Source organism: Micromonospora sp. RTBAU3-60, from assembly GCF_054963695.1.
Genome location: NZ_JBUEGB010000004.1, coordinates 18,991 through 34,358 on the forward strand (window position 1 = coordinate 18,991; position 15,368 = coordinate 34,358).

Here is a 15,368-nt window from a genome sequence, read left to right on the forward strand (position 1 = left end):
GTCAGGAGCAAGCCGTCTAGTCGAGCTGCGCCACCACCTCCGGGGTGAGCGCGTCGATCGACGGCAGCAGCACCGCCGCGAGCGCCTCGGCGTCCGGGTCCAGCGGGTACGACCCGTGCGGCACGGCCACCACCCGCATCCCGGCGGCGGCCGCGGACCGGACCCCGTTGGAGGAGTCCTCGATCGCCACGCACCGGGCGGGGTCCACGCCGAGCCGCGCCGCCACGCCCAGCCAGACGTCCGGGGCCGGCTTGCCCCGGGCGGTCTCCTCCGTCGACAGGGTCGCCCGGAAGGCGTCGGTCAGGCTCGTGGCGGCCAGCGCCGCCCCGATCAGCCGGGTGGGAGAGGAACTGGCCAGCCCTAGCGGCCACCGCCCGGCCAGCCGGCGCACCACCGCGTCGGCGTCGTCGATCAGCGGTACGTGTGCCGCGTACCGTCGGGTCATCTCGGCCACCACCTCGGTGGCGACCTGCTCGGCGGTGCGGTCCACGCCCAGCTCACCGCTGAGGTACGCGGCCCACTCGCCGGTGCTCATCCCCATCAGCCGGCGCTGGGTGTCCGGCTGCCAGGTGCCGCCGTGCGCGGCCACGTACGCCCGCCGGACCTCCTCCCAGACCGGCTCGGAGTCCACGATCACGCCGTCCAGGTCGAAGAGCACCGCGTCCACCATGAGCCCATCCTGCCGGACCCCGGCGGCCGGGTCAGCGGGCCGGGATGGACGCGTCCTCGGCGGCGGTGCGCGGGGCGGGCAGGCCGATCGGGCTCTGCGGCGGGATGATCGTGTGGCACCGGCTCGCGATCGGGTCGAGCAGCTCGCGCAGCCGCGCCGTACGCTCCGCGCCCAGCGCCCGCCACGGGCCGAGAGCGGCCCGGTCGGTGGCCTCCTCGACCGCCCGGAACGTCTGCGTGCCGTGGTCGGTCGGCGCCCGGTCGGCGGTCAGCCAGCCCTTCTCCACCAGGCGCTCCTCGGCGGCGACCCACTCCTCGTCGGTCCAGCCCCGGGCCATCTGGTGGAACTCGCGGGACTGGTCGGCCCGGCACCGCCAGGCCACCACCTCGACCGGATCCAGCCCGGTGGTGACCAGCGCCGCCACGTGACCGTCGCCCCGGTGCTCGCGCAGCGTGGTGGCCGCCTGCCAGAGCCGGGCCAGCGGGTATTCGCCCCGGGGCAGCGCGGCGTTGACCGCGCCGAGCACGCGGCCCGCCGTCTCGACCTGGGCGGCCGCCTCCTCCAGCAGCTCCGCCGCCTCGACGAGGTGCGCCTCGGGCAGCTCGTAGGTGAACTCGGCCAGCGCCTGCACGGCGCCGGTGAGTCGGGCGCGCAGCGCCTCCTGCGGGGTGGCCAGGCGCCACACCGAGGGGAGCGCCCGGGCCACCATCGACGGCGCGAAGCTGAAGAAGGCGGCCACCACCACCGGCGCGTCGACCGGCCCGAGCGGGGCGGCCCGGCCGGCGAAGTAACCCCGCCAGTAGCCGCGCAGCCCGACCGCCTCGTACGCGGCCCGGGACCGGGGGTGGAAGTAGGTCACGGCGTGGACCGGCTCGAAGTGGGTCCACATCAGCCGGGCCAGCCCGGGGTCGTCCAGCGCCACGTGCACCTCCGCGTCGTTGGGCAGGTCGCCGCGGGCGGGTGGACCGCCCACGGTGACCATGAACCTACTGCCGCTGGGTGATCGGAAGGAAGCCTGCTGTGACCTACTGCGCGGCGAGCACGTCAACGACGAAGCGCAGCGGCCCGGAGACCTGACCGCTGTCGCCGTACGCCAGGTCGGCCGGGATGTCCAGCTGCACCCGGCTGCCCACCGGCACGCCGACCAGGCCCTGGTCCCAGCCCTTGATGACCTGGCCCACGCCGATCCCGAAGGTGGCCGGCTGGCCCCGGTCCCAGGAGGAGTCGAACTGCTTACCGTCCTTGTAGAACACCCCGACGTAGTTGGTGGTGATCTGCTGGCCGGCCTTCACCGCCGGGCCGTTGCCCTTGATCAGGGTGGTGACCGTGAGCTTCTTCAGGTCGCCCTTGCCCGCCTCGACCGCCGGCTTGGTCTTCAGCGCCGGGTCGGCGCCCTCGGGGAGCTGCGGCGCCGGGGGAGCGGTCTCGCCGGCCGGGACGGTGGCGCTCGCCGACGGGGCGGCTGCGGTGGACTTCGTGTCGTCGTCCCCGCTGTTCAGCCAGACGATGCCCCCGATCAGCGCGGCGACCGCGAGGACACCGACAAACGCACCCAGCATCGACTGCCGTCGGCGTCGCGCCTCGGCGGCCTTCTTCGCCGCCAGCTGGGCGGCCAGCCGCCGCTCCGCCTTGGTGCCCGGGCCCTGGCCCGCCGACCGGTTCTGCACACGCTCGCTCACGTCGACTCCCCTGCTGGGTGGGTGGTGCGGCTCGGCGGCCGCTGTCGAGACCAGCGCACACGGTACCCGGACAGAGGCCGCCAGTGCTCCTACGGCCGGCTCCGATTCCGACAGCTCAGCCCTCCGCGGGCACCACCATGAAGTCGGTGACGAACGACGCGACCAGGCCGTCGACGGTCCGGCCGACCCAGGTCCCGTAGCAGCCGTCGCCCCAGCCCGACGAGACGGTCAGCACGTTCGCCCCGGTCGCCTCGTCGGTGACCACGCTGAGCAGCCCCGGGACCGGGCCGGGGGAGTGATCCGGGTCCTCCGCGAGGAAGACCTCCTCGATCCGGTCGTAGTCCCAGCCCTCCAGCACGGCGAGGGCCACCGGGTCGGCCAGCGTGCCGGTGCCGGCGTCGACCCCGTAGCCGAAGAAGTCGTCCTCGCCCAGCTCGGTGGGGTCCTGGTCGCCAGCCAGGGCCGGCTCCCAGCGGGCCACCGGCTCGTCCCGGACCACCAACTCCAGGGCCGCCACCCGGCGGTCGCTCTCGACGCCGTCGCTGCGGATCGAGGACACCCAGGCCCGTGCCGGGTAGCGGCCAGGGTCGATCGGGACGGTGTACGGGTCGCTCTCCGGGCAGACCAGCGGATCGCAGCCCACCACCCGGCCGGTCGGCAGCACGACCTCGCCGGCCGGATGCACCTCGATCACGTGCTCGCCGTACTCGTCGGCGAAGCGGGCGCCGGGCCTGAGCAGCCGGTCGAAGGCGGGGATGTACAGCACGGACGGTCCTTTCGCGAGTGGTCGGTGGAGCGTACCGGCGGCGAACGACCGCGACCCACACCTCACCGGAGTACGTTCACGACCATGGCGATCCTCACCGAAGTAGACCTTGCCCTGCTCGCCGAGCCGCAGCTGGCGCACGTGGCGACCATCGAGCCCGACGGCACCCCGCACGTCACCCCGGTCTGGGTGGACACCGACGGCGAGCACATCGTGTTCAACACCGTCAAGGGCCGGAAGAAGTACCGCAACATGGCGCGCAACCCGGTGGTTGCGATCTCCGTAGTGGACAAGGCCGACGACTTCCGCACGCTCTGGGTGAAGGGCACCGCGAAGTTCGTCACCGAGGGCGCCGACGAGCACATCGACCGGATGGCGAAGAAGTATCTCGGGCAGGACTCCTATCCGTTCCGCCAGCCCGGCGAGGAGCGGGTCATCGTCCTGGTCACCCCGACCGAGAAGCTCGGCCGGGGCTGACGGAACGGAGGGGCCCTGGTTGGCGCCTCAGATCGCGCAGGGGCCCCCTCCCCGCAAGGCAAACGGCCACCCGGCGACTCGGCCGAAAGGCGCGCTGAGTCCGGGCTCCGGCACCTGGGTCTGTTGTTGACGGCATCGGCGTGTTCTCATACCGGGACGACGACGTCATCGACCTCGTCGCGGCGGCACTCGTCCACTCCGCCCTGCCTCCAACCCAGGCGTGAAAGGTGCAACGATGCGCAGAAGATCGACTTTCCAGCTGGCAGTCCTGACCGCTACCGCGGCGACGTTCCTGGCGGCCGGGGGCGCCTCCGGGGCGGTGGCCACGGCGGCACCCGCGACCGCCTCCCCCGGTGCGGCGGCGTGCGAGCCGGGCGCCGAGGGGCACAGCGCAGCGCGGGTGAAGGAGGGCGCCACCGCCCAGGAGCCCGAGCTGTACTCGAAGAACGAGGCGAACGCCTACGGCGTGATCAAGGATGCGCCGCGCCTGCCCAACGGCAGCGTCACGATCCCCACGGTCTTCCACATGATCTCCGACCACCCCCTGAGCGCGGCCGAGACGAACCGGTTCAACACCATGATCGCCGCGCAGATGCAGGTGCTCAACGACTCGTACGCGGGCCGCACGGCGCCCGACGCCTCCGACACGCCGTTCCGGTTCTCGCTCGTCGACACCACGTGGACGGTGAACAGCGACTGGTACACGGTCGTGCCCGGCAAGAACGAGCGCGACATGAAGAAGGCCCTGTACACCGGCGACGCCCGCACCCTCAACGTGTACGCGGCCAACATCGGCGGCGGGCTCCTCGGCTGGGCGTACTTCCCGAAGGGCTACAACAACGGCCGGGACTACATCGACGGCGTGGTGATGCTCGACGAGTCGATGCCGGGCGGGACGGCCGGCAAGTACGCCCTGGGTGACACGCTGACGCACGAGGTCGGGCACTGGCTGATGCTGGAGCACACCTTCGCGCACGGCTGCTCCGCCTCCGGCGACTTCGTCGCGGACACCCCGCGCGAGGCGGCGCCGCAGTTCAACTGCCCGGTGGGCGCGGACACCTGCACCGCACCCGGGCTGGACCCGATCCACAACTTCATGGACTACACGCAGGACTCCTGCATGAACATGTTCACGGCGGGCCAGGCGGACCGGATGAGCGACGCCTGGGTGGCCTTCCGGGCCGGCGGCGGCAAGCAGTAACCAGGCTTCGGTGTCGGGGTTGACGGGCCGCGGCCAGCGGCTCGTCAACCCCGTTCGCCGTCAGGCGGTCTTCCGGGGGGCCGCCTTCTTGACGGCCTTCTTGGCCGGCGCCGCCTTCTTCTCCGCGGTCTTCTTGGCTGCCGCCTTCTTCGCCGGCTCGGCCTTCTTGGCGGCGGCCTTCTTCGCTGCCGCCTTCTTGGCCGGCGCCTTCGCCGTCTTCGCCGCCTTGGCGGCCTGCTGCGCCGAACGGGCCGACGTGATCGGGGTCGGCTCGGCTCCGCCGCCAGCCGGGGCCTCGCCCCGGGCGGCCCGGGCCCGCTCGACCGACGCCTTCAGGGCGGCCATCAGGTCCACCGCGGCGGCCGGCGCGGCCTCTTCCTCCTCCGGCTGGACCACCTCGCGGCCCTCGATCTTGGCGTCGATCACCTCCTGCAGCGCCGCCCGGTAGTCGTCGGTGAAGGCGTCCGGCTCGAAGTCGCCGGCCATCGAGTCGATCAGCGAGCTGGCCATGGCCAGCTCGGGGGGACGGACCTTCAGGTCCTCGTCCAGGAACCCGAAGTCGGGGGTACGCACCTCGTCCGGCCAGAGCATCGTGTTGAGCAGCAGCACGCCCTCGCGTACCCGGAGGGTGGCGAGCTGCTCCCGCTGGCGCAGGGCGACCTTGACGATCGCCACCCGCTCCGAGTCGGTCAGCGCGTCGCGCAGCAGCACGTACGGCTTGGTGGCCGAGCCCTCCGGCTCGAGGAAGTACGCCTTGTTGTAGAGGATCGGGTCGACCTGCTCGGCGGGGACGAACTCCAGCACGTCGATCGCGTGCGAGGTGGTCAGCGGCAGGTCAGCGAAGTCCTCGTCGGTGAGGATGACCATCTCGCCGCCGCCGATGTCGTACCCCTTGGCGATGTCGTCGTAGGTGACCTCCTCGCCGCACACCTGGCAGGTGCGCTTGTAGCGGATGCGGCCGCCGTCGTCCCGGTGCACCTGGTGGAAGCGGATGTCCTTCTCCTCGGTGGCCGAGTAGACCCGCACTCCGATCGACACCAGGCCGAACGAGACCGCTCCTTTCCAGATGGCCCGCATACCGCGCTCCTCTCCCTGGTTCTGATCAGAATCGCAAACGATCGAACGGCACGCACGCTCTTCCGTGCGCAACTACAGTGATCGGGTGCCCGGCGCGCCGTTGAAGCCGATGCTCGCGATGACCGGGCATCTCCCGGCCGGTGCCGGCTGGGCGTACGAGTTCAAGTGGGACGGGGTCCGCGCGCTCGCCGACATCTCCCATGGCGACCAGCACATGTACGCGCGCTCCGGCGTCGAGATCACCACCGCGTACCCGGAATTGATCACGCTCGCCGAGCAGGTCGACGACGCGCTGCTGGACGGCGAGGTGGTCCTCTTCAACGAGCTCGGGCAGCCGTCGTTCACCGCGCTGGCCGAGCGGATGCACGTGCGGAACCCGGCCAAGGCGGCCCGGCTGGCGGCCACCATGCCCGTGACGTACATGATCTTCGACGTGCTGCGGCTGCGCGGCGACGACCTGACCGGCCGCCCCTACCGGGAGCGGCGGGCGGCGCTGGAGTCGCTCGGGCTCGGCGCCGCGCGGTGGGCGGTGCCGCCCGCCTTCGCCGACGGCCCGGCCACCTACGAGGCGGCCGGCGAGCACGGGCTCGAAGGGGTGATGGCCAAGCGGGTCGACGCGGTCTACCGGCCCGGGGTGCGTTCGCCCGACTGGGTGAAGGTCAAGCTGGAGGTGACCGGCGACTTCGTGGTCGGCGGCTGGCGGCCCGGCGCGCGCAAGATCGGCGGGTTGCTGGTCGGGGTGCCGCGGCCCGACGGGCGGCTCACCTTCCGGGGCCGGGTCGGCGGCGGGATCGGCGCGGCCCTCGAACGGGAGCTGCTGCGCGAGTTGGAGCCGCTGCGCACCGCCGGGTCGCCGTTCGCCGGGGACGTGCCGCGCGAGGATGCCCGCGGCGCGATCTGGGTAACCCCGCAGGTGGTGGTCGAGGTCAAGTACGGCCAGCGCACGCCGGACGGGCGGCTGCGCTTCCCCCGGATCCTGCGCCTGCGGCCCGACAAGCCGCCCGAGGAGGTCGACGATGCCAGCTGACCGGTTGAAGGTGGACGTCGAGGGACGCTCGCTGGACCTGTCCAACCTGGACAAGATCCTCTACCCGAAGGCCGGCTTCACCAAGGGCGAGGTGATCGACTACTACACCCGGATCGCCCCGGTGCTGCTGCCGCACCTGCAGGACCGGGCGCTGACCCGGATCCGCTACCCGAACGGGGTCGAGGGCGGCTCGTTCTTCGAGAAGAACCAGCCCGCGGCGACGCCGGAATGGGTACGCACCGAGAACCTGCCCGCCCCCGGGTCGAGCAAGGGGCGGGAGACCATCGACTACGTCGTCTGCGACGACCTGCCCACCCTGGTCTGGCTGGCCAACCTGGCCGCCCTGGAGCTGCACACGCCACAGTGGAAGATCGGCGAGCACCCGGACATGATGGTGGTCGACCTGGACCCGGGCGCCCCGGCCGCGCTGAAGCAGTGCTGCCAGGTGGCGCTGCTGATGCGCGACCGGCTCGCCTCCGACGGCATCGAGAGCTATCCGAAGACCTCGGGGAAGAAGGGCATGCAGCTGTGCTGCCCGATCGCCGGCACCCAGGACTCTGATTTCGTCTCGGGTTACGCCAAGCGGATCGCCCAGGAGTTGGAGCGGGCGCACCCGAAGCTGATCGTGTCGAAGATGGCGAAGAACCTGCGCCCCGGCAAGGTGTTCATCGACTGGAGTCAGAACAACGCGGCCAAGACGACGGTGGCGCCGTACTCGCTGCGCGCCCAGGCGGTGCCGTCGGTGTCCACCCCGCTGACCTGGGACGAGGTCGAGGCGGGCGCGGCGGGCAAGCGACCGTCGACCAAGCCGTACACGGCGGGCGAGGTGCTCAAGCGGGTGGAGCAGCAGGGCGACCTGCTGGCTCCGCTGCTCGACGGCGGTCCCGAACTGCCCGGACGGTGAGCCCTGGCGGTTCGGGACCGGGGATCAGCGGCGGGCGGCGTCCCAGGCGGCGCTGTCGCGGAAGTACGTGTCGTACAGCTCCTGCACCTCCAGCAGGCTCTGCGGCGGCACCTTCCCGTACGCGATGCGCTCCAGGTGCCGGAAGTACTCGAACCGCTCGACGCCGGGCGTGATGACGATGAGGATGTCGGCGTTCTCGCCCGGGGCGGCGGCGAAAGCGTGCGCCAGGCCGGGCGGCACGATCACCAGGTCGCCGCGTTCGGCGGTGACGACCTGCTCGCCGGAGAGCAGTTGCGCGGTGCCGTCCAGCAGGTAGAACAGCTCGGCGGAGTTGGCGTGGTGGTGCGGCCGGGCGCCGTCCGCGCCGTCGGTCAGGGTGACCCGCTGGGTGGAGAGGGCACCACCGGTGGCGCTGCTGTCGGCGAGCAGCCGCACGGTGGTCGGTGCGCGGCCCACCACCTCGGCGTCGGCCGCGCGGACGATGACGGACTCGGTGAAGTCGGGCGTGATCAGGGACATCTGACGGCTCCTTCGCGGGTGGCTACAGGGCGAACAGCAGGGCGGCGTCGAGGAGGACGACCACGGCCGTGGCGAAGTGGATGCCGAAGGCGACGGCCTTCGGGCCGCCGTGCCGCAGCACGATCAGCGTGTCCCCCAACGGGTTGAGCGCGACGATCAGCATGAACCAGGCGACCGCATGGGCGCTGGTGAAGGCGATCAGGGCGAGGCCGAGGAGGCCGTAGCTGAGGTCGCGCAGGCCCTTGATCGTGAGGTAGGCGGGGTCGCCGTCCGGCGCGGCCGGCACGCCGTAGCCGGCGGCCGAGGCGTGGGGCGCCAGCAGGAACCGGGCGCCGATGAAGACGCAGAAGAGGCTGAGGACGACGGCGAGCCCGTAGGCGACGGGGGTGAGCATGTTCGACTCCAAGTTCTAGCGCTGCTAGGTATGAGAGCTAAGCTAGCAGAGCGCCGGCAGATTGGCTAGCGGTGCTAGACTGGTGAGTATGTCGATTCAGGCCCGCCGGGAGCGGGAGCGGGCGGAACGGGAACGGGCGATCGTCGCCGCAGCCCGGGAGCTGGCCGAGTCGGAGGGGTGGGATGCCGTCACCACCCGCCGGCTCGCCGCCGAGATCGAGTACAGCCAGCCCGTCCTCTACAGCCACTTCAAGGGCAAGGGCGCCATCATGGCGGCGGTCGCCGTGGAAGGCTGCGGTGAGCTGGCCGCCGAACTCGCCGCCGCCCGGGCCGCCGCGACCGACCCGCGGCAGGCGGTGGCCGGCATCGCCAGGGCGTACGTCGCGTTCGCCGAGCGCCGGCCCGCGCTCTACGACGCGATATTCAACCTCCCCGTCGATTTGTCCTTCGCCAGTAAGGACGCGCCGGTCGAGCTGGCCCGGGCCTTCGCCGAGCTGGCCGAGACCCTGCGGCCGGTCGCCGGCGACGACGACCTGGAGACGTTCACCGAGACCTTCTGGAGCGGGCTGCACGGCCTCGTCACGCTCATGCGCAACGGCCGGCTCCGGCGCACGGACCACGAGCGGCGGCTGGCGATCCTGGTGGACCGGTTCACCCGCTGACAGGTGACTGTTGACGATTCCCGGCGCGTCCCCGGTTGCGTCAGCGGGTCGAGTCTGAGACGACGGGGCAGCCACCCGGCCGAGGTACTCGATACAGTTGCCCATGGACAGAGGTGAACTCGTTCGGGAGTTGGCCACCCTCCCGGCACTCGAGATCCAGACGTCCGGCAGCGAGCTGCACGTGGCTGTGCCGGCGATCGACGACGGGCTGCGGCTGCACCCCGACGCGGTGCTCCGGGTACGCCGCATCTTCTCGCCCCGCGGAGAACCCGCGCTGGAGCTTGTGGTGCGGCACGACGACGGGCTGCAACCGCTGATCGTCCTGAACGACGACGTCGTGTGGCGGCCGGTCGACCCCGACTCCCAGCTCGACAGTGCGATCCCGGTGCGGATCGAGGACATGCCGCCGCTCGTCGCGTACACCGAGATGGAACGGAACGGCGTCGGTTCGGCGCGCGCCATCGACCAGCCGATGGTCGACGTGAGCGGCCTCAGCGCCACGCTTCTGCTCCAACGCTGCATCATCGTGGGCGCCATGCGCTTCGGGCTGAGGCCGGTACGCGCCGCCGCGTGGTGGCGGCACCTCTCGTCCCGCCTTGGCGACGACTTCTGCCTCGGTCGGTTCCGGCCGTACCGGGAATGGGACGGGCTGGTGGAGGAGGCGAGCCGGGTGCGGCTGCTCCTGCCGGCGGAGCCCACGGCACGTGACGCCCAGGCCGAGATCGCCGCCTTGACGGTCGCCGACCTGAAGGCGCTGGAGCCGGCGCTGACGGCGGCACGGGCCGACGAGGAGTTCCTCGCCACCTGGCGGCGGTGGGTTCCCGTGTCGCCGCGCCGGTTCCATGAGCTGATCGCCGCGGGTCTGCCCGAGGCGCGGATCGAGGTCTCCCTCTACCCCGACGGTGGGTGCGGAGTCGACCTGCGGATCGCGCCGAACGACACGGTGCACGCGCTGCTCGGGCTGCGCATCTCGTTCCCGGAGCGGCGCGCATGGCTCGACGAGATCCGGCTCACCGACGCGGCGACCGGCACCGGGCTGTTCCAGCGGCTCCTGTTCAACACGGAGGAACTGAGCCGGGCCCTCGGCTGCGACTCGATCGAACTGCTGGCCACCGGCGTGGGCGCGTACGCACTGGCCCGGTACGGCGGCTATCCCCGCGACCCGGAGGTGTAGCCGTCGGGCCTGGTCAGCGCTGCTGTTCCCGGCCGGCCAGCGTCCGCCTCAGCTGTGCCATGGCCTCGGCGCCGACGGTCTGCTGAATCGTCGCGCCCAGCCGGCGGCAGAGCTCGCGGGTGTCGCCGAGCCGGACCCGGGCCTCCTCGATGTCATGGCGCAACCGGTCGCGCTCGCCGTCGCCGGGGTCGCGGATGTCCCGCACCTCTCGCCGCCGAACGCTCCGCACCTCGTCCGCCACCACCAGCACGAAATCGGTCCGGTCGAGGTCGAGGTCGGTGCCGGTGGGGTCGGGGCGGCTCGCCGCGATCGCCCGGGTGACGCCCGCAGCGGGAAGGAAGAGCAGCGTGGTGGTGGAGAACTGGCTGAGGGCGGCCTGCTGCTGCCAACGGGTGAGCAGCCCCGATTTGTGATCGAGAAGCGGCGCCAGCGCGAAGGCGAACTCCACCTCGACGGTGGCGAGCAGGGCACGCGACTCCTCGACCCGGGCCCGGAGCTCGTCGACCTGTGTGGACTGCTGACGTACCAGGGCGGCGAATTCGGTCAGGTCATCGGGCCGGGCGGTGCCGGCGGCCATGGTGCTGGCGAGGGCGAGGATCCGATCGCCGGTGAGGCACAGCTCCTGCAGGGCGAGGACGATCGCCATCAGGTCGGCGGCGACCCTCGCGTCCCGGGCAAGCACCCGCCGGTCGAGCAGCCGGGCGACGTACGAGCTGACGATCTGCGCGACGGTCGACAACAGCTCGCCCATACCCTGGCCTCGTTTCCCCTGCCGGTGTGCCGGCGAGTCTAGTCAGCCGCCGGTGAGCGCGGGGTGACGCGGCGAGGCCGGATCCGGTCGCTATGGTGAGGAACCGGGAGTAGGGAGCGCGCGATGGATCTGGTGACCGCACCCGTGCCGGCCGACCCGCTCACCGACGTCGGGCCGCCGCTGCTGACCTGGTGCGACGACGCCACCGGGGAGCGGGTCGAGCTGACCGCGCGGCAGCTCGGCGGCTGGGCGGCGCGCACCGCGAGCCTGCTCCGGGACGGCTGCGGGCTGGGCCCGGGCAGCCGGGTGGCGGTGCTGCTGCCGCCGCACTGGCGTACCGCCGCCGTGCTGATGGGCGCCTGGTCGGTCGGGATGGCCGTGTCGTTCCGGCCGCGGGCCACCGCCGGGCTGCCGGTGCTCGAACCAGGCGGCGACCAGCCGTACGACGCGGTGTTCGTGACCCCGGAACGCCTCGACGACTGGCTGGAGGACGTGCCCGACGGGGTGCACCGCTACCTGGTCGGCACCGGGCCCGGGCCGCTGGCCGACGTGCCCGTAGGCTGGCTCGACTGGTCCACGGAGGTGCTCCGGCACACCGACACCCCACCCGACTACACCGCCGTCCACCCGTCCGACCCGGCCACCCCGGACGGCACCAGCTATGGGGAGTGGCGGCAGCTGGCCTCGGAGATCGCCGCGCAGCTTGACCTGCGGGCCGGTGACCGGCTGCTGGTCGACGCCGCCGAGCACGAGCAGCCGTTGAAGTGGCTGCTCGCCCCGCTCGCCGCCGGCGCATCCGTGGTGATCTGCGCCAACCTCGATCGGTCCAAGCTGGCTGCCCGGATCGAGGCCGAGCAGATCACCCGGGTGCTCTGAGCATCAGTTTTCGGCTGGGGCCGTCGCGGTGCGCCGCGCCCTACGCCACTTGGTGGCGTACGGCAGCACGAACAGGTACAGGCCGGTGAACAGGAGCAGGAAGAGCGGGAACAGCGGCACGTAGGACACCCAGACGACGGGCTCCTTCTGTGCCAGCGCGACGAAGGTGACGATGACGGTCACCGTGAAGACGATGGCCAGCCAGCGGTGGATCTGCCGGACCCACTTGTTCCAGTTCAACGGGACCTCCTCGGAAGACGAGCAACCCGGCCCCCTGCGCCTGCCGGGGCGGGACATCCATGGCGGTGACGCTAGCTGCGGCCCGGTGACCTGGGCTTCTCGATTCCTGACCGGTCTGGCCACCGGTTCTGGTCGCGTGCGGGACCGGGCGCCGGCCCGACGGAAACTCGTTGACAGTGGTCCGGGCCGGGATGCCTACTTGCCCACTGGGCGTCGTGCGGACGGCGGCAGGCAAAGGGGCAGAGGATCATGGCGGAACTGGGCGGGGAGGCGCTGACCTGGAAAGAGTTCGGCGAGGAGCACCTCGCCGCGCTGACTGGACTGGCCGAGGCGTGTCTGGCCGTCGACGGTGGGCTGCCGCTGTTCGCCCGCCCGCCGCTGCTGCGGGCGCGGCTGTTCCAGACCCGTACCCTCGGCGGCTGGCATGACGGCGGCCTGGTCGCGGCCGTCGGGGTCGGCACCGCGCGGCGGCCGGCCACCAGCACCGGCCTGGTGCATCCGGCCTGGCGGGGGCGGGGCCTCGGTGGCCGGCTGCTGAGCTGGGCGGGCGAGCAGGCCGGCGACGGCGACCTGCTGCTCACCACCGAGTCGTGGAGCCCGGGCGCGGACACCCTCTTCACGGCGCGCGGCTTCGAGCGGACCTTCACAGAGTGGGTGCTGCGGCACGACCTCACGGAACTCCCGGAGGTCGCGCGCCCCGACGGCCTGCGCACCGAGCCGGTGACGCTCGATTCCGAGCTGTTCCAGACGTACAGTGCGTCCTTCGCCGACCGGCCCGGCTTCGCCGCGCCCACCGCGGAGGAGTGGCTGGGTGAGCTGCGGGACGATGACGACTACCGGCCGGACCTGTCGATGATCGCCCGTGGCCCCGACGGCACGGCGGTGGGCTTCCTGAACATCCTCGACAACTGGATCGACCAGGTGGGCGTCGTACCGGAATGGCGGGGCCGGCGGGTCGGGGCGTACCTGGTGGCGAGCGCGCTGCGATCGCTGGCCGCGGACGGTGCCCGGGAGGCGTGGCTCTGCGTGAACGACAACAACCCGGCCGCCGCGCTGTACCGGCGGCTGGGCTTCGCCGACGCCGGCCGGCGGGCCCGCTACCTGCTGCGCCGCCCCTGACCGAACGGCGAAGGCCCGGCGCCGACCTGTGGTGGACGCCGGTCCGAGGCGGCCTGGCTCCGCGTTGAGGGCTACGAGATCGGTAACGAGGATGACGCCGGTGGCGAGGACGTATGGTTCCGTCAGTCCGCTGGTCGTGTCTTCAGCGTGCCCTCGCGGTCGAGGGCGGCGACCTCGCGTACGGCCTCGGCGATGGCTGGGTAGTCCCTCTTCAGGATCGCACCGTGGTTGCTCCCGACCTTCGCGCTCACCTTGATGTTCGGGTTGCGGGCGGTCACCGCTTCGAGGCTGGTGCGTATCCGTTCTTGCTCATCACGGCGGCTGCCGAAGGACGTCCCCGAAGCAACCACGTACCGCGCCGGGACGGTGATGTTGTCCAGCACGGGGCCCAACTCGCGCTCGCGGGAGAGCTTGCCGAGTTCGATGTTGCTGTCGGCCTGCTGCGCGGCGGTCATCCGCGGGGCCAGGCCCGTCGGGCGTAGCAGCGGCATGAACCAGCCCAACCGCCGAAACAGCTTCCGGATCCGCTGCTCCATCGCCTCGTCGAGCCAGTCGTAGGGGAACGCGCCGTCAACCAGGACCGCGCCCAAGGCACGGTCCGGATTCCGGCTGGCCCAGTGCGCCGCGACGACCGCTCCGTAGGACCAGCCCACCAGCAGCGCCCGCTCCACACCCCTGGCCGCGAGAACGGCATCGACATCACGGACGGCGACCTGGAAGGAATAGTCCGCCGAACGCTTCGATCTGCCGCGAGCCCGCTCGTCGTAGGTGATGTGCCGCCACCCCGTCCCCAGTTCAGCGATGACCCGTCGCCAGTACCCCTGAGTGGCGAACTGGCCATTGAGGTAGACCACCGGGATACCGGAGCCGGTGTCGGTGACGGCGAGGGCCGTATCGTCGACCGGCACCATGCCGGTCCACTTCGAATTGGTCGAGGTGCTGTTCTTCGTCATGTTCTCCACCTGGTCGGGTTAGGCGTCTCGTACGACTTCTTCAGGCCCTGCACGTGGATCGCAGGCCCCTCGGGACGGACGGCCGTGTCGCCCACCACGACCGACAGGATCTCGATCGTGGTGGGCCCGGCCGGATGGTCCTGGTTCTGCTTGTTCAGCGGCTGTGGGCGGTGATGTCGCCGTGGGAGGTGGTGGCGTGGATGTCGAGTTCGGCGCTGCCGTCGTTCTTGAGGGCGTTGCTGATGCGGCCGTGGCCGGTGCCGGCGTCCAGGGTGGCCGAGACGCCGGCGGCGGCGGCGATCGAGATGTCGCCGGACTGGGTGCGGAGCACGACCGTGCCGCGCGCGGCCTCGGTGATCCGGATGTCGCCCCTTGGGGTGCTGATCTCCGCGGGGCCGTTGAGCCGGCCGACCTCGACGTCGCCGTCGATCGCGGTGAGGCGGACGCTCGCGGCCTCGTCGATCTTGATCTGGCGGTACGCGCCTTCGAAGGCGACGTCGCCGAGGCGGCCGACACCGCGGAGCTCGGAGCTGGCGGCCTTGGCCTCGATGTGGGAGCCGGTCGGCAGTTGGACGGTGACCTCCAGGGATCCGGAGGGGCCGAAGAACTGGTTCTTGGGCTCGGGGGTGTGGATCCGCAGGACGCCGTCGGCGTAGGCCACGGTGGTCTGCTCGGCGACCTGGACGTCGCGACTCTTGGCGGGGTTGGCGGGCCGGACCTCGACGGTGGTGTCGGCGCGGTCGGCGGCGATGAGCTGGACGCGTCCGGCGGGGATGTCCAGGACGGCGGAGATCGGGGCGGGGGTGTCGAACTTCTGCATCGTGCTCTCCTGTGCTCAGTCGTTGTTTCTGATGTCGGAAACGCTACGTTGCTTTCCATA

General features: G+C 71.7%; 19 protein-coding genes. 8 read left to right on the top strand and 11 right to left on the bottom strand.

Features of this window, described 5'->3' with window-relative positions; all coding sequences use genetic code 11:
- Window positions 1-16: 16 nt before the first annotated feature.
- From ACY34I_RS05405 to ACY34I_RS05420, 4 genes are all read right to left on the bottom strand, one after another.
- Entirely contained in the window at window positions 17-670 is a 654-nt protein-coding gene (locus tag ACY34I_RS05405; RefSeq protein WP_462753041.1) for an HAD family hydrolase, read from the bottom strand.
- A 31-nt stretch (window positions 671-701) separates the two neighbouring features.
- Complete coding sequence (locus ACY34I_RS05410) at window positions 702-1,559, bottom strand: SCO6745 family protein (RefSeq protein WP_462753440.1); 858 nt, start codon at window positions 1,557-1,559, stop codon at window positions 702-704.
- Window positions 1,560-1,695: 136 nt separating this feature from the next.
- Window positions 1,696-2,349 (bottom strand): FKBP-type peptidyl-prolyl cis-trans isomerase, encoded by a 654-nt coding sequence (locus ACY34I_RS05415; RefSeq protein ID WP_148797791.1) that lies wholly within the window; start codon window positions 2,347-2,349, stop codon window positions 1,696-1,698.
- Window positions 2,350-2,464: 115 nt separating this feature from the next.
- On the bottom strand, window positions 2,465-3,115 hold the full coding sequence (locus ACY34I_RS05420; RefSeq protein ID WP_462753043.1) for a DUF4241 domain-containing protein: 651 nt from the start codon (window positions 3,113-3,115) through the stop codon (window positions 2,465-2,467).
- Between the two features lie 84 nt (window positions 3,116-3,199).
- Here ACY34I_RS05420 and ACY34I_RS05425 point away from each other — a divergent pair, with 84 nt between their 5' ends.
- Together ACY34I_RS05425 and ACY34I_RS05430 are read left to right on the top strand one after the other, a co-directional pair.
- Window positions 3,200-3,592 carry a PPOX class F420-dependent oxidoreductase gene (locus tag ACY34I_RS05425; protein ID WP_148797789.1) on the top strand — a complete coding sequence of 131 codons (393 nt, stop codon included), beginning with the start codon at window positions 3,200-3,202 and terminating at the stop codon, window positions 3,590-3,592.
- A 235-nt stretch (window positions 3,593-3,827) separates the two neighbouring features.
- Entirely contained in the window at window positions 3,828-4,793 is a 966-nt protein-coding gene (locus ACY34I_RS05430) for a zinc metalloprotease (RefSeq protein WP_462753046.1), read from the top strand.
- 60 nt (window positions 4,794-4,853) lie between these two features.
- Here the strand turns inward: ACY34I_RS05430 and ku are convergent, their stop codons facing one another.
- The gene (gene ku / locus ACY34I_RS05435; protein ID WP_462753048.1) at window positions 4,854-5,870 is read right to left on the bottom strand and encodes a non-homologous end joining protein Ku; all 1,017 of its coding nucleotides are present in this window, start codon (window positions 5,868-5,870) and stop codon (window positions 4,854-4,856) included.
- A gap of 85 nt (window positions 5,871-5,955) precedes the next feature.
- On the opposite strand from ku, the gene ligD (ACY34I_RS05440) reads away from it, so the two are divergent.
- Window positions 5,956-6,897 carry a non-homologous end-joining DNA ligase gene (gene ligD, locus ACY34I_RS05440; RefSeq protein ID WP_462753441.1) on the top strand — a complete coding sequence of 314 codons (942 nt, stop codon included), beginning with the start codon at window positions 5,956-5,958 and terminating at the stop codon, window positions 6,895-6,897.
- Window positions 6,887-7,801 carry a non-homologous end-joining DNA ligase gene (gene ligD, locus ACY34I_RS05445; protein ID WP_148797785.1) on the top strand — a complete coding sequence of 305 codons (915 nt, stop codon included), beginning with the start codon at window positions 6,887-6,889 and terminating at the stop codon, window positions 7,799-7,801. The genes ligD (ACY34I_RS05440) and ligD (ACY34I_RS05445) overlap by 11 nt, the downstream gene beginning before the upstream one ends.
- Before the next feature lie 24 nt (window positions 7,802-7,825).
- Here ligD (ACY34I_RS05445) and ACY34I_RS05450 read toward each other — a convergent pair whose 3' ends face one another.
- Window positions 7,826-8,320, bottom strand: coding sequence for a cupin domain-containing protein (locus tag ACY34I_RS05450; RefSeq protein ID WP_148797784.1), 495 nt, complete (start codon window positions 8,318-8,320; stop codon window positions 7,826-7,828).
- A gap of 22 nt (window positions 8,321-8,342) precedes the next feature.
- Window positions 8,343-8,714 (bottom strand): DUF4267 domain-containing protein, encoded by a 372-nt coding sequence (locus ACY34I_RS05455; RefSeq protein ID WP_148797783.1) that lies wholly within the window; start codon window positions 8,712-8,714, stop codon window positions 8,343-8,345.
- A gap of 88 nt (window positions 8,715-8,802) precedes the next feature.
- Between ACY34I_RS05455 and ACY34I_RS05460 the strand changes: the two genes are divergently transcribed.
- Together ACY34I_RS05460 and ACY34I_RS05465 are read left to right on the top strand one after the other, a co-directional pair.
- On the top strand, window positions 8,803-9,375 hold the full coding sequence (locus ACY34I_RS05460) for a TetR/AcrR family transcriptional regulator (RefSeq protein ID WP_462753053.1): 573 nt from the start codon (window positions 8,803-8,805) through the stop codon (window positions 9,373-9,375).
- A 103-nt stretch (window positions 9,376-9,478) separates the two neighbouring features.
- Window positions 9,479-10,549 (top strand): hypothetical protein, encoded by a 1,071-nt coding sequence (locus tag ACY34I_RS05465; protein ID WP_462753055.1) that lies wholly within the window; start codon window positions 9,479-9,481, stop codon window positions 10,547-10,549.
- A 13-nt stretch (window positions 10,550-10,562) separates the two neighbouring features.
- On the opposite strand, the gene ACY34I_RS05470 is transcribed toward ACY34I_RS05465, so the two are convergent.
- Window positions 10,563-11,300, bottom strand: a complete 738-nt coding sequence (locus ACY34I_RS05470) for a hypothetical protein (protein ID WP_462753057.1) — start codon at window positions 11,298-11,300, stop codon at window positions 10,563-10,565.
- A gap of 123 nt (window positions 11,301-11,423) precedes the next feature.
- On the opposite strand from ACY34I_RS05470, the gene ACY34I_RS05475 reads away from it, so the two are divergent.
- Entirely contained in the window at window positions 11,424-12,176 is a 753-nt protein-coding gene (locus tag ACY34I_RS05475; RefSeq protein ID WP_462753059.1) for a TIGR03089 family protein, read from the top strand.
- 3 nt (window positions 12,177-12,179) lie between these two features.
- On the opposite strand, the gene ACY34I_RS05480 is transcribed toward ACY34I_RS05475, so the two are convergent.
- A complete protein-coding gene (locus tag ACY34I_RS05480; RefSeq protein ID WP_462753061.1) occupies window positions 12,180-12,416 on the bottom strand; it encodes a hypothetical protein in 237 nt (78 codons plus the stop codon).
- A gap of 249 nt (window positions 12,417-12,665) precedes the next feature.
- Between ACY34I_RS05480 and ACY34I_RS05485 the strand changes: the two genes are divergently transcribed.
- Window positions 12,666-13,535 carry a GNAT family N-acetyltransferase gene (locus ACY34I_RS05485; protein WP_462753063.1) on the top strand — a complete coding sequence of 290 codons (870 nt, stop codon included), beginning with the start codon at window positions 12,666-12,668 and terminating at the stop codon, window positions 13,533-13,535.
- Window positions 13,536-13,657: 122 nt separating this feature from the next.
- Here ACY34I_RS05485 and ACY34I_RS05490 read toward each other — a convergent pair whose 3' ends face one another.
- Window positions 13,658-14,488 carry an alpha/beta fold hydrolase gene (locus ACY34I_RS05490; protein ID WP_462753442.1) on the bottom strand — a complete coding sequence of 277 codons (831 nt, stop codon included), beginning with the start codon at window positions 14,486-14,488 and terminating at the stop codon, window positions 13,658-13,660.
- Between the two features lie 154 nt (window positions 14,489-14,642).
- Window positions 14,643-15,308 carry a DUF4097 family beta strand repeat-containing protein gene (locus ACY34I_RS05495; protein WP_462753065.1) on the bottom strand — a complete coding sequence of 222 codons (666 nt, stop codon included), beginning with the start codon at window positions 15,306-15,308 and terminating at the stop codon, window positions 14,643-14,645.
- Between the last annotated feature and the right edge of the window lie 60 nt (window positions 15,309-15,368).